The following is a 12,368-nucleotide window of genomic DNA, read 5'->3' on the forward strand; positions in this document are numbered from 1 at the left end:
AAGAGATCACTGCAATGACGCACCGCATCGCCCGAGCGACCGCCCTGACGGCAGTCGCGGCACTCGCCCTCACCGCCTGCTCCTCCCCCTCGTCCGCGCCGGAAGGCGCCTCCGACGGCGAAGTGAAGGGCGAAGTGACCCTGTGGATGTACCCGGTCATCCGAGACGAAGCCGCCAGCAAGGACTTCTGGGAGCAGACCGAGACCGATTTCGAGAAGGCGCACCCCGATGTCGACCTGAACATCGAGCTGCAGACCTTCGACAAGCGCGACGAGCAGATCTCCGCCGCCCTGGCCGCGAACTCCGGCCCCGACATCGTCCTGATCACTCCCGACCAGGCAGCGACCTACCTCAACGTGGGCGGCCTGCAGCCGGTCGACGAGGCCATCGCCGAGGACCGTGACGTGTTCTTCCCCGCGACGCTCCAGGCCGCGACGTTCGAGGACGAGCTGTACGGGGTTCCGCTGTTCCAGAACGTGTTCACCACCGCCTACAACAAGGCCGTGTTCGACGACGCGGGGATCGAGCTGCCGACCACGTGGGACGAGATCCGCGAGGCGGCGCCAGTGCTGGCCGATGAGGGGGTGGCCGTGATGGACTACCTCGGCACCCCGGAGCAGACCCTGAACCTCAGCTTCTACCCCTTCCTGTGGCAGGCGGGCGGGCGGGTCTTCTCCAAGGACGGGACGAAGGTCGCCTTCGACTCGGATGAGGGCGTCGAGGCACTGCAGTTCCTCGTCGATCTGCAGGAGGAAGGCGGTCTCCCCAAGGATGCCGCCACCCAGGCCGTCGGCATCGAGGGCTCACCCCTCGCAGCCGGCACGGTCGGCATCCGTCCCACCACGTCTCCCGCCGAACTCGCGCAGATGCGGGCAGCCCTCGGTGAGGATGCCGTGGTCGTCGGCGCTCCGCTCGAGGGCGAGGAGCAGGCCACCTACGGCAACCCCGGGCTGCTCTCGCTCACATCCATCAACAAGCAGGAGAACAGGGCTGCCGCCTACGAAGTGCTGTCGTTCCTCACGTCGAAGGACTTCCAGACCGAGCTGAACACCGCGGCGGGCAACTTCCCCACCCGCACCGACGTCGCCATCGGCGGCGACGAGGCCGACCGCGACGCATACGAAGCGGCCCTGGCGGTCGCGAATCCGGGCGAGCCCAACCCGTCGGCCCGTCAGGTGATGGCTGTCCTCGCCCCGTACATCCAGTCGGCGCTCCGCGGCGACCTGACGCCGAAGGAGGCGCTCGACAAGGCCGCCGCCGAGGCGCAGGACGTCCTCGACCGCTCCTGACCGTCTCGCGCGGGGGCTCCGGCCCCCGCGCACTCCCCCCGAGAGGACGCCATGTCCGTCACCACCGCATCGCGCCGGGCCCCTGACACCAGGGCCGCCGCCGGCCGTGCCGCACGCCGCCGCGAGGCGTGGGCCGGCATACTGTTCGTCCTCCCGACCCTCGCGATCTTCGCCGCCTTCAAGTTCCTGCCGATCGCCGGGGCCGGGGCGATGAGCCTCACCCGCTATCGCCTGAACGGCGACATCGAGTTCCTCGGTGCCGACAACTACACGCGACTGTTCGCCGATCCGCACTTCTGGCAGAGCCTGTGGGTCACCCTGCTGTACGTGGTGCTGTTCGTACCGCTGATCATCGTGGTCTCCCTCGCCGGGGCCGTGCTGCTCAACCGTCTCGTGCATCTGAGCGGCCTGTTCCGCGCCCTGCTGTTCGTGCCCTACCTGAGCTCGTTCGTACTCGCCGGCATCGTGTGGAAGTGGATCTTCGCCTCCGACGGCCCTCTCAACACCGCGATCACCTCGGTGGGGCTCGACCCGGTCCCGTTCCTCACCGGCGACCAGTGGCTGGTGCTCGCGAGTCTCGCCGTCGTCGCGGTGTGGAAGGGCTTCGGATACTCGATGCTCATCTTCCTCGCCGGACTCAAGGCCCAGCCGGCCGAAGTGCACGAAGCGGCCACGATCGACGGCGCCGGGGCCTGGAAGTCGTTCTGGCACATCACGCTCCCGCTGCTGAAGCCCGTGCTGTTCTTCGTGCTCGTGATCGAGACGATCGTCGGCTTCCAGGTCTTCGACACCATCTACGTGATGACCGGCGGTGGCCCCGCCCGCGCCAGCTACAGCCTCATCTACTTCCTGTACGACCAGGGCTTCAAGTTCTTCGACTTCGGGTACGCCGCGGCGGTCGGCATCGTGCTGTTCGTCATCGTGCTCGTCCTCTCGCTCATCCAGCGGGGATTCTTCGAAAGGAAGGATCGGTCATGACCTCCACCGCCCTGACTCCGGCCGCAACAGCGGGGAGCATCCGTCCGACCCCGCCTTCGGCGACTCCCCGGCCGCCGCGTCGGCGCCGCTCGCGCGGGCAGACCTGGACGCTCGTCTCGCTCATCGTGATCTCGCTGTTCACGGTCGCCCCGCTGCTGGCGGTCGTGATCCTCGCACTGTCGCCCGCAGACGCCCCCACGATCCCGCACGCGATCCCGGAGGCGCTCACCTTCGACAACATCATCCGGATCTTCCGGGTGGGCGAGTTCCCTCTCTGGGTGTGGAACTCGACCGTCTACTCGGTCGTCTCGGTCGTCGTCGTCCTGTTCACGGCATCCATGGCCGCCTACGCCCTCGCCCGCAAGCGATTCCCCGGCCGCAACGCGCTGCTGTGGTCGATCGTGGCGACGCTGATGGTCCCGATGCAGGCGACACTCATCCCGACCTTCATCCTGGTCGCCGGCGCCGGTGGCGTGAATACGCTCTGGGGCCTGATCCTGCCGACGCTGGCGAACGCGCAGGCGGTGTTCCTGATCCGTCAGTTCGTCGCCGACATGCCGGACGAGCTGTTCGATGCGGCGCGCATCGACGGCGCCGGCGAGTGGCGGACCTTCGTGTCGATCGTGCTGCCGCTGATCAAGCCGGTGCTCGCGACGCTCGCCATCTTCGTCTTCCTGTGGCACTGGAACGACCTGCTCTGGCCACTCGTGGTCGGACAGTCCGACGAAGCGCGCACCCTCACCGTGGGTCTGGCCACGCTCAACACCGAGACCGTCTCGACCTCGAACATCATGGCGGCCGCGCTGATCAGTTTCGTGCCCTGCTTCGTGATCTTCATCTTCCTGCAGCGGCACATCGTCGAGAGCATCACGGCGAGCGGGATCAAGGGATGAGCGCGCAGGATCCACTGCGCTTCGGGCTGATCGGCGTCGACTCGTCGCACGCGCTGCAGTTCACGAGACTGCTCGGCGACGGGCGCACCGGACGTGTCGCCGGCGGCACGGTCGTCGCCGCCTGGCAAGGGCCGACGTCGACCGACTTCCCGCCCAGCCGCGACCGCAACGACGCCAATGCGTCGACACTCGCGGAATCGGGGATCGCCCTGCTCGGCTCCCCCGCGGAGGTCGCTGCTGCCGTCGACGTGCTCCTGCTGGTCTCGTCCGACGCCCGCACCCGCCGCGACCAGTTCATGAGCGTCGCGGGATTCGACCTGCCGGTCTACGTCGACACGCGCTTCGCCGCGAACCCGGAGAATGCGGAGGCGATGCTGGCCCACGCGGAGGCCTCGGGCTGCCTCGTACTGAGCGGGTCGCCGAAGCGCTTCACCCCCGAGTTCCGCGCAGCGACCACCACCGGGGCCACCTCTGCCGCCCTCACCGGCCCGCTCGTCGTGCAGCCGGGGCATCCGGGACTCTCCTGGTACGGCGTGCACCTGGTGGACCTCGCCGTCGCCGCCCTCGGGCCGGACTGCGTCAGCATCGAACCACGACGGGCCGACCTGCTGCTGACCTGGTCCGACGGACGCACCGCGACCATCGGCGGCCCCGCGGAATGGAACCCGTGGACGCGCGGGCAGCTCCGCACCGCGCGCGGCGCAGCCTCCTTCGAGATCGAAGCGAATGAGGACATGCTCGCCGGGCTTCTCGAGTCGATCATGGCCTCGAGCCGCTCCGGCACACCGAACATCGACCGCGCCGAGGTCCTCGCGATCTGCCGCATCGTGGCCGCCGGGAACGAGGCACTCGAGTCCGGCGCCACCGTCCGGATTCCCGAGCGCACAGCCTGAGGACGCTCCGACCCCGACCGCCGACAGGCCCGCTCAGCCCGCGCTGTCGCGCTCGACGAGCTCGGTCGGGATGACCGCGGAGCACTCGGACCGCGGAGCACCCTCGATCGCATCGACCAGCGCTGCGACCGCACGGTGGGCGAGGGCGGCGAAGTCCTGCCGGATCGTGGTCAGCGGCGGACGGTAGTTCGCCGCATCCGGCACGTCGTCGAAGCCGATGACCGCGACATCCTCGGGCACCCGGCGGCCGGACTCGGCCAGGGCGCGCATCAGTCCGAGCGCCATCTGGTCATTGGCGCAGAAGACCGCGGATGCTCCGGCGAGCGCTCCCCCCGCCGAGTATCCCGAGTCGGCACTCCAGTCACCGCGGACCACGGCGGGCGGGTGGATGCCGGCGGCGATCAGCGTCTCGCGCCATCCCCGCTCACGCTCGACAGCCGCAAAGGAATCCTCGGGCCCGGCGAGGTGGTGCACCGTCTCGCGTCCGAGGGCGAGGAGCCGAGCCGCAGCCGCAGCCGCACCGCCCGCATGGTCGCTGTGCACGGAGGTGACCCCCGCGTCGGTCGGCGCATCGACCACGACCAGGCGCAGTCCCGCGGGGGGCTGCGTCGCGGGAACGAGTGCCGATGCCTCGTTGAGCACGATCGCGCCGTCGACCTCCTGCTCGGCGAGCCGCTCGAAAGCCTCGGCGACGCCGTCGGTCGCGGTCACGAGCGTCAGGGCGTAGCCGCGTTCCGCCGCCGCTTCGGCCGTGGCCTGCAGCATCCGCGAGTTTCCGACCGTGGCGAGGGTGGTGACGACGAGGCCGATGGTCTGCGAGCGTCCGGTGCGCAGGGCGCGGGCGGCACGGTGCGGGCGATACCCGAGGTCGGCCATCGCGCTCTTGACGCGGGCGCGGGTGTCCGGGTCGACACGCGGGCTGCCGTTGACGACGCGCGACACGGTCTGACCAGAGACCCCGGCGCGGGCGGCGACCATGGCCATCGATACACGCCCGGACGGTGATGCGTGCCGTCCCGAGCGCGGTTCCCCGACCAGGTCGCGTTCGTCTCCCACGCACTTTCTCCGTTCGCCGCCCGTGCACAACTCCGCAATGTTGACGTTATCACGGCCCTGTGGCTACCATGTTTACGTGAACACGCACAATCTTCCTGAGTTGCGCACCGAGACCCTCGGCGCCGGCGTCGTCAAACGCGCCACCACCCTCGCCGACGGCCGCGACCTCATCTACTACGACGATCCGGGCACCGCGCTCGGAGCCGAGCGCGCCGTCGATGCCCGCACGCTCGACCCGCGTCCCGACACCGCCACGATGCGCCTCGACGTGCTCACGGGCGACTGGATCACGGTCGCCGCCAACCGGCAGAACCGCGTCATGATGCCCAGTGCCGAGGCCGACCCGCTCGCACCGCAGACCCCGGGCAACCCCTCCGAGGTGCCGTCCCGCTACGACGTCGCGGTGTTCGAGAACCGCTCCCCCGCGTTCGGCCCCGCCCTCGCCGAGGCCGTCGGCACCGCGCCGCAGGCATCGAACGCGCCGCGCGGCCTCGACGACCTCGCCGCCCTGGGCCTCGGTCGCACCCGTACGTCGGTCGGCCGCTGCGAGGTGGTCTGCTTCAGTCCCGACCACTCCGGCTCCTTCGGCACGCAGTCCGTCACCCGCGCCCGCACGGTCATCGAGGCCTGGGCTGACCGCACGACCGCGATCTCGAAGCTGCCCGGCATCCAGCAGATCTTCCCGTTCGAGAACCGCGGCGAGGCGATCGGGGTCACCCTGCCGCACCCGCACGGCCAGATCTACGCCTACCCCTACGTGACGCCGCGCACCACGCGACTGCTCGAGTCGATCGACCGCACCGCGCCCGACCTGTTCCAGCACATCCTCGAGTCCGAGCAGGCCTCCGAGCGCGTGGTGTTCCGCGGCGAGCACTGGACGGCCTTCGTCCCCTTCGCCGCCCGCTGGCCGCTCGAGGTGCACCTGATGCCGCACCGCCACGTGCCCGACTTCGCCGAGACGACCGAGGCCGAACGAGACGAGCTGGCCCCGCTCTACCTGCGCCTGCTCCGCGGCGTCGATGCCCTGTACGACACCCCGACCCCGTACATCGCCGCCTGGCACCAGGCGCCCGTGCACATCGGCCGCGACACCGTGCGCCTGCACCTGCAGCTGACGAGCCCGCGCCGGGCCGCCGACAAGCTGAAGTTCCTCGCCGGGTCCGAGGCCGCGATGGGGGCGTGGGCCGCCGAGGTCCCGCCGGAGGTGGGCGCCGCACGCCTCCGCGAGGCGATCGAACGCTCATCCCCGAACCAGACCCCGAACCCGACCTCCGACGGAGCATCCGCATGACCGCCGCCCACGACGACGCCCGCGCACTGTTCGCCGACCTCACCGGCCGCGAGCCCGACGGCCTCTGGTCGGCACCGGGCCGCGTCAACCTCATCGGCGAGCACACCGACTACAACGACGGCTTCGTGCTGCCGTTCGCCATCCCCCAGCGCACGGTCGCCGCAGTCGGGCTGCGCGGCGACGATCGCGGCCGGGTCATGGTCGGTTCGACCTTCGCCGAGGAACCGGTGGAGGTCGGCCTGGACGAGCTCGACGGACTCTTCCCGACCGCGCCGGGCACACACCCCGCCGTCCCGGAGTGGGCCGCCTACCCGCTCGGAGTCGCCTGGGCGCTGCGGCGCGAGACCGCCGAGGACGGCCCGTTCCGCGGCCTCGACATCGCGATCGCCTCCGACGTGCCGGTGGGGGCCGGGCTCTCCTCCTCCGCCGCGATCGAGGGGGCGACGGCATCCGCCCTCAACGAGCTCTGGGGCACCGGCCTCGACGCCACGACTCTCGCCCGCGTCGGACGCCGCGCCGAGAACGAGGCCGTCGGGGCCCCCACCGGGATCATGGACCAGATGGCGTCCATGCTCGGTCAGCCCGACACCGCGATCTTCCTCGACTGCCGCTCGCTCGAGGCCCGGCCGGTGCCGCTCGGCATCGCCGAGGCCGGACTCGCGATCCTCGTGATCGACACCCGCGTGAAGCACGCCCACTCCACGGGGGGCTACCGCGAACGCCGGGCGTCGTGCGAACTCGGGGCATCACTCATGGGCGTGCCCGCCCTGCGCGACGTGTCGATCGCCGACCTTCCCCGCGCTCAGGAGCTGATGGACGACGTGACCTTCCGCCGCGTGCGTCACATCGTCACCGAGAACCAGCGCGTGCTCGACACCGTCCAGGTGCTGCGGGAGAAGGGCGCGAGAGCCATCGGCGACCTCCTCGTAGCGTCGCATGTGTCGATGCGGGACGACTTCGAGATCTCGACCGTCGAGCTCGACACCGCGGTCGACACCGCGCTGGCCGCCGGCGCTCTCGGCGCCCGCATGACCGGCGGCGGTTTCGGCGGTGCTGCGATCGCGCTGATCGAGCAGGATGCCGTCGAGGCGGTGTCGGGTGCCGTGACCGCCGCGTTCGCCGCCTCGGGATTCGGCGCCCCGCACCTGTTCACGGTCACCCCCTCCGCAGGTCCGCTCCGCGACGCCTGAGAGAATGATCGATCGAGCCGCGACCACTCCGCGGCAGGAGAGGAACGCAATGTCCTGGATCGTCACCGGCGGCGCCGGCTACATCGGAGCCCACGTCGTCCGGGCCCTCGCCGAAGCAGGGCTCACCCCGGTCGTGCTCGACGACCTCTCCAGCGGCGTCGCGTCGTTCGTGCCCGAGGGCGTGCCGTTCGTGCAGGGCAGCATCCTCGATCGCGACCTGGTCGAGAAGACGTTGCGCGACCACGACGCCCAGGGCGTCATCCACGTGGCGGGATACAAGTACGCGGGCGTCTCGGTGCAGCGCCCGTTGCACACCTACGCGCAGAACGTCGAGGGCACCCGGATCATCCTCGAGGCGATGGAGGCCGCCGGAGTCTCGAACATCGTGTTCTCCTCTTCGGCCGCCGTGTTCGGCACCCCCGACGTCGCGCTCGTCGTCGAGGACACCGCCAAGAAGCCGGCCAGCCCCTACGGCGAATCGAAGCTCATCGGCGAGTGGCTGCTGCGCGACCAGGCCATCGCGACGGCCGACTCCGCGCGCCCGCTGCGGCACACCTCGCTGCGGTACTTCAACGTGGTGGGCTCCGCCGATCCGACGGTCTACGACGTGAGCCCGCACAACCTCTTCCCGATCGTGTTCGAGGCGCTGCTCGCGGGCAAGACCCCGAAGATCTTCGGTGACGACTACGACACCGCCGACGGCACGAACGTGCGCGACTACGTGCACGTGGGCGACATCGCCGCCGCCCATGTCGCCGCCGCCCAGCGCCTCGCCGACGGAAGCACCATCGAGCCCGCGTACAACCTCGGCTCCGGTGACGGGCTCAGCGTGAAACAGATCATGGATGCCGTCGCCCGCGTGACCGGCATCGACTTCACGCCCGAGATCGGCCCCCGCCGCCCCGGCGACCCCGACTGCATCGTCGCCACCGGCGAGCTCGCCGCCCGCGACCTCGACTGGACCATGCGGTACACGGTCGACGAGATGGTGCGCACGGGGTGGGAGGCGCGGCAGGCTGCATCGGTCTGACTCAGACGTCGCGGGCGCGGATGGGGTAGAGCCAGAAGCACAGCCACGCGAGGGCGGTGAACCCGAGCGGGATCACGGCGAGCATCAGACGGATTCCACCGTCGACGCTCTCGGGCTGCGCGTCGCCGAGCGTGGCATCGAATCCGGATACCGTCAGCACCACCGCGGCCACGATCGCCTGCAGCACCACCGATCCTCGCACCACGAAGCCGTTGACCCCGAAGTAGGCCCCCTCGCGGCGGTGCCCGGTGCGCACGGCATCCTCGTCGATGATCTGCGCGAGCATGACCTCGAGCAGCTGCAGCAGGCCGCCGACGCCCACCCCGACCGCGACGCCGACCAGCACCGCCCCGAGCACGTCCGACGGGGCGAGGTAGCCGAGCACGGCGACGCCGAACACCGTCACGCTCCACAGCACCGCCGTGCGCGGCGAGGTGCGGCGGACGACCGCGCTCCACAGCACGATCGACGGGATCGCGGTGACGAAGATGGCCCCGAGCAGCAGACTGCCCTCCCCCTCGGCAGCCCCGAGCGAGTACCGCACGTAGAACGGGATCGCGGCGAGGATCACCGCGATCGAGGTCTGCACGAACAGCGACCCGAGCACGTAGGGGACGAAGGCCCGATTGCGGAAGGTGTACTTCAGCTGGTCGCCCCACCGCATGGCCTCGGACGCCGCCTCCGGGACCCGGCGCTCGATCATCCCGCCGAGGAACGACCACACGAGCAGCACCAGGCAGACGGCGCCCAGCACCAGGGCCATCCCCGGCCAGCCGAGCGCGCTGTACAGGGCGGGCGCGCCGGCGGTGCCGAGGACCATGCCGAGGATCGCGAAGATCTGCCGCGGCACGTTGCCTCGGGCGCGCTCCTCGGTGGTGCGGAAGATCTCGGGGAACAGGGCCGAGATGTTCAGCACCACGACGACGAACGCGATGTCGTACACGGCGACGACCACGAGGAACCACACGATGAGGCCGGCCGCCGGGAGCTCGGGCGGCATCCACACCAGCGCGAAGGCGACCACGAGCGGCACGATGCCCAGACCGATCCACGGGATGCGCCGACCCCAGGGAGTGCGCAGCCGGTCGGAGATCGTGCCGACGACCGGATTCAGCACCGCGTTCAGCACACCGTGGGCGATCATCGCCGCGGCCACCCATCCGGCTGGGACAGCGAGGTGTGAGACGTAGAAGTAGACGATGAAGGCCGAGAAGGTCTGCGCCATCAGTTGGGTCGGGAACCCGGATGCCCCGAATGCGATCGTCTGCGCCCTGGTCGGCGCCGCATCCAGCCGTCGATCGCGCAGGCGTTCGCCCAGAACCGTCATCGCGCGGACGACCGCTGCAGGTCGCGCAGGTCACGCCAGCCGATGCGCACGAGAGCCTCGTCTTCGATGGCCTGCAGCACGGCGGGGTCGGTGAGCAGACGCAGCTCGTACCCACGCTTCGCCGCGCTGAAGTCGACCGCGGCCCGGAGCTCGTCGTCGTCGATCATCGGGTGCAGGTAGATCTCGGTGACGCCGGCAGGAACAGCGCGCAGCAACGCGATGAAGCCGTCGCGCACCTGCTCGTAGGTCTCCTCGTCGGGCTCGCCCTCGCGGAGGAGCTCGAAGGGATGCGACCAGAGCCGATCGATGATCTCGATGCCGCTGGCGTCCGCTGCGGCCGCCGCGTCGTCGAGCTTGGCCTGCAACGCGGCATCCTCCCCCACCCCGTCCATCGTCCGCGGCAGCCGGAACGGGAGGCCGTTGCGGGCGGCGAGCTCGAACACCGGGCGCAGGAAGTCGTGGCCGGTGACGAGGCCGTAGACCGAGCCCATGTGGTTGTCGAGGTGCGTCACGTCGACCCCGGCGTCGAGCGCGGCCTGCAGCTGGGCGGCGAGCTCGGCGGCGACATCGTCGTCGGTCGCATCCCGCTCGACGGTCGCGACATCAGCGGGGAAGAAACCGTCGGCGTCGACGAGGCTCGTTCCCGTGCCGGTCAATGGGCGCCAGCGGTAGCGTCTCCACTCGCTGGTGAGCACCAGGTGCACGCCGACGTCGAGGTCCGTGCGGGAAGCCGCGAAGGCCAGCGCTTCGGGCGACCACGAGCACGGGACCATCACGGTCGTCGAGTCGATGTGCCCGGTCGTGAGCAGCTCGACGATCGCGGTGTTCGCCGCATGGCACATGCCGAAGTCGTCGGCGTTGAGGATGATCGCCCGCGCGCCGGGTGCGAGGCCGAGGCGGTCGGCGAGATCGGAGGGAGCGGTCATCAGAGGTCCTGTCGGGTAGGGACGGGCGATCGGGGGCGACGATCGGGGGTGCTCAGCGGCCGGGCTTCGGCGTCGGCGTCAGGATGCGGGTGAAGAGCATGCTGCGGAGGGCGGATGCCGCTTCGTCGACGGCGCCGACCAGCGGGGCTTCCGGGCCGAACGAGGAGACCAGGAACCGCAGCGGCAGCTGGGCGGCATACTCGTCTGCGACGCGCTGGATCGCGTCGACCAGCACGGGATGGGCTGCCGTGCCGCTGAGGATGAACGCCTCCGGGTCCAGCACCAGGCCGATGCTGCCGGCCACGAGGACGATGCGCTTGCCGATCTCGGCGACGACCCGGATCGCGGCTTCGTCACCGCGACCGGCGGCTTCGAGATGGTCCTCCAACGTGGCCTCGGCGTCTCGCCCTTCCCCGAGTGCGAGATCTCCGACCACGGCGTCGCTCACGATGGGCGCCCCGATCGGGAGCGGAGTCTGCGGCAGGTACATGACCTCGCCCGCGACACCGGAGAATCCGCGGTGCAGTGCGCCGTCGATCACGATGCCGGCACCGAGCCCGTCGTCGAGGAGCAGCAGCGCGAAACTGGCGAGGTCGCCGCCCACGCCCGCCGTGAGCTCGGCGAGGGCGGCGAGGTTGACGTCGTTCTCGATGCGTACCGGGCAGCCGAGCGATGCGGTCAGCGCAGCGCGGAAGGCGCCGCCGTCCGGACCGAGATCGTCGCGGATGCCGCCATCGGCGGTGACGATCCCGGGAATGCCGACGACAGCGAGGTGGATCGCACCCTTGGCCGCCTTCACCGAGCCTCGGCAACGGTCGACGAGGGCGACGATGTGCTCGACGCGATCCTCCTGCAGCGGTAGCACGGCGTGCTCCTCTGCGTGCACGACTCCGCGGGCGTCGACGAGCACCACGTGCGCGGCATGGTGGTCGATGTGCACGGCGGCGGCGAACCCGAGCCGCGGATGCAGGGTCACACGACCGGCGGCAGGCCCCCGCGTCTCGCGGTCGATGCCTGCCGAGGCGACGGCGCCCGCTGCCTCGAGCATCCGCAGCACCTGGGTGACGGCCGTGCGGGACAGCCCCGTCGCCGACATCAGCTCCGCGCGGGTCTGCGGACCGCTGCGCGCGAGCGCCTCCAGGATCGCGCGACCGTTGAGCGTGCGTAGCAGGCCCTGCGGTCCCGCGAGTGGTCTGGACATGTGCTCCGGCGTCTACCTCTCAATTCACGGACGGCCCCAGAAACGGGGCCCGGCGCAATGCCCGCAAGCATGCCACATCGTGTCGCACAGGTCGACAGTTCACGCCGAGCCCGGTCGTGGCCGCTCATGCTCTGAGCGCGGTCGAGCGGCAGGCCGCAGGTGCGGGCCGTGGCGTCGCAGATCGTGGTGTCGGGGGTTGTGGGGTGCGCCAGCGTCGGGTGGGGTCCCACCAGGCGGGTCCGCGGACGTGGGGTGTGCCGTGGCGCATGCGGATCTCCCATCCGGAGGTGTCGA

Annotated in this window: 11 protein-coding genes; 7 read left to right on the forward strand and 4 right to left on the reverse strand. The window is 70.5% G+C overall.

What is annotated here, in order from left to right:
- Positions 1-14 precede the first annotated feature (14 nt).
- Genes CQ034_RS16760 through CQ034_RS16775 form a run of 4 tightly spaced genes read left to right on the forward strand, consistent with a single transcriptional unit; the run spans position 15 to position 4,053 of the window.
- A complete protein-coding gene (locus tag CQ034_RS16760; RefSeq protein WP_105711953.1) occupies positions 15-1,289 on the forward strand; it encodes an extracellular solute-binding protein in 1,275 nt (424 codons plus the stop codon).
- A 51-nt stretch (positions 1,290-1,340) separates the two neighbouring features.
- Positions 1,341-2,267, forward strand: a complete 927-nt coding sequence (locus CQ034_RS16765; RefSeq protein ID WP_105711954.1) for a carbohydrate ABC transporter permease — start codon at positions 1,341-1,343, stop codon at positions 2,265-2,267.
- Positions 2,264-3,160, forward strand: coding sequence for a carbohydrate ABC transporter permease (locus CQ034_RS16770; protein ID WP_029263943.1), 897 nt, complete (start codon positions 2,264-2,266; stop codon positions 3,158-3,160). The genes CQ034_RS16765 and CQ034_RS16770 overlap by 4 nt, the downstream gene beginning before the upstream one ends.
- Positions 3,157-4,053 carry a dehydrogenase gene (locus CQ034_RS16775; RefSeq protein WP_105711955.1) on the forward strand — a complete coding sequence of 299 codons (897 nt, stop codon included), beginning with the start codon at positions 3,157-3,159 and terminating at the stop codon, positions 4,051-4,053. Before CQ034_RS16770 ends, CQ034_RS16775 begins: the two co-directional genes overlap by 4 nt.
- 33 nt (positions 4,054-4,086) lie before the next feature.
- Here CQ034_RS16775 and CQ034_RS16780 read toward each other — a convergent pair whose 3' ends face one another.
- Positions 4,087-5,037, reverse strand: a complete 951-nt coding sequence (locus CQ034_RS16780) for a LacI family DNA-binding transcriptional regulator (RefSeq protein ID WP_105711971.1) — start codon at positions 5,035-5,037, stop codon at positions 4,087-4,089.
- 148 nt (positions 5,038-5,185) lie between these two features.
- On the opposite strand from CQ034_RS16780, the gene galT reads away from it, so the two are divergent.
- The 3 genes from galT to galE are packed head-to-tail and all read left to right on the forward strand — an operon-like array spanning position 5,186 to position 8,620.
- The gene (gene galT, locus CQ034_RS16785) at positions 5,186-6,400 is read left to right on the forward strand and encodes a galactose-1-phosphate uridylyltransferase (RefSeq protein WP_105711956.1); all 1,215 of its coding nucleotides are present in this window, start codon (positions 5,186-5,188) and stop codon (positions 6,398-6,400) included.
- On the forward strand, positions 6,397-7,590 hold the full coding sequence (gene galK / locus CQ034_RS16790) for a galactokinase (protein ID WP_105711957.1): 1,194 nt from the start codon (positions 6,397-6,399) through the stop codon (positions 7,588-7,590). Before galT ends, galK begins: the two co-directional genes overlap by 4 nt.
- Before the next feature lie 49 nt (positions 7,591-7,639).
- Positions 7,640-8,620, forward strand: a complete 981-nt coding sequence (gene galE / locus CQ034_RS16795; RefSeq protein ID WP_105711958.1) for a UDP-glucose 4-epimerase GalE — start codon at positions 7,640-7,642, stop codon at positions 8,618-8,620.
- A 1-nt stretch (position 8,621) separates the two neighbouring features.
- On the opposite strand, the gene CQ034_RS16800 is transcribed toward galE, so the two are convergent.
- From CQ034_RS16800 to CQ034_RS16810, 3 genes are read right to left on the reverse strand one after another with little or no spacing between them, the layout of a single operon-like run.
- Positions 8,622-9,947: an MFS transporter gene (locus CQ034_RS16800; protein WP_105711959.1), complete on the reverse strand. Its 1,326-nt coding sequence runs from the start codon at positions 9,945-9,947 to the stop codon at positions 8,622-8,624.
- A complete protein-coding gene (locus CQ034_RS16805; RefSeq protein WP_105711960.1) occupies positions 9,944-10,873 on the reverse strand; it encodes a polysaccharide deacetylase family protein in 930 nt (309 codons plus the stop codon). The genes CQ034_RS16800 and CQ034_RS16805 overlap by 4 nt, the downstream gene beginning before the upstream one ends.
- A gap of 52 nt (positions 10,874-10,925) precedes the next feature.
- A complete protein-coding gene (locus tag CQ034_RS16810; RefSeq protein WP_105711961.1) occupies positions 10,926-12,074 on the reverse strand; it encodes an ROK family transcriptional regulator in 1,149 nt (382 codons plus the stop codon).
- Positions 12,075-12,368 lie beyond the last annotated feature (294 nt).

This window comes from Microbacterium sp. MYb45 (assembly GCF_002979655.1).
GTDB lineage: Bacteria > Actinomycetota > Actinomycetes > Actinomycetales > Microbacteriaceae > Microbacterium.

What these genes read in the sequence shown, in the direction of transcription:
- CQ034_RS16760 (WP_105711953.1), top strand. Translation starts at nt 15, where the DNA reads ATGACGCACCGCATCGCCCGAGCGACCGCCCTGACGGCAGTCGCGGCA.
- CQ034_RS16765 (WP_105711954.1), top strand. Translation starts at nt 1,341, where the DNA reads ATGTCCGTCACCACCGCATCGCGCCGGGCCCCTGACACCAGGGCCGCC.
- CQ034_RS16770 (WP_029263943.1), top strand. Translation starts at nt 2,264, where the DNA reads ATGACCTCCACCGCCCTGACTCCGGCCGCAACAGCGGGGAGCATCCGT.
- CQ034_RS16775 (WP_105711955.1), top strand. Translation starts at nt 3,157, where the DNA reads ATGAGCGCGCAGGATCCACTGCGCTTCGGGCTGATCGGCGTCGACTCG.
- CQ034_RS16780 (WP_105711971.1), bottom strand. Translation starts at nt 5,037, where the DNA reads ATGGCCATGGTCGCCGCCCGCGCCGGGGTCTCTGGTCAGACCGTGTCG.
- galK (WP_105711957.1), top strand. Translation starts at nt 6,397, where the DNA reads ATGACCGCCGCCCACGACGACGCCCGCGCACTGTTCGCCGACCTCACC.
- galE (WP_105711958.1), top strand. Translation starts at nt 7,640, where the DNA reads ATGTCCTGGATCGTCACCGGCGGCGCCGGCTACATCGGAGCCCACGTC.
- CQ034_RS16800 (WP_105711959.1), bottom strand. Translation starts at nt 9,947, where the DNA reads ATGACGGTTCTGGGCGAACGCCTGCGCGATCGACGGCTGGATGCGGCG.
- CQ034_RS16805 (WP_105711960.1), bottom strand. Translation starts at nt 10,873, where the DNA reads ATGACCGCTCCCTCCGATCTCGCCGACCGCCTCGGCCTCGCACCCGGC.
- CQ034_RS16810 (WP_105711961.1), bottom strand. Translation starts at nt 12,074, where the DNA reads ATGTCCAGACCACTCGCGGGACCGCAGGGCCTGCTACGCACGCTCAAC.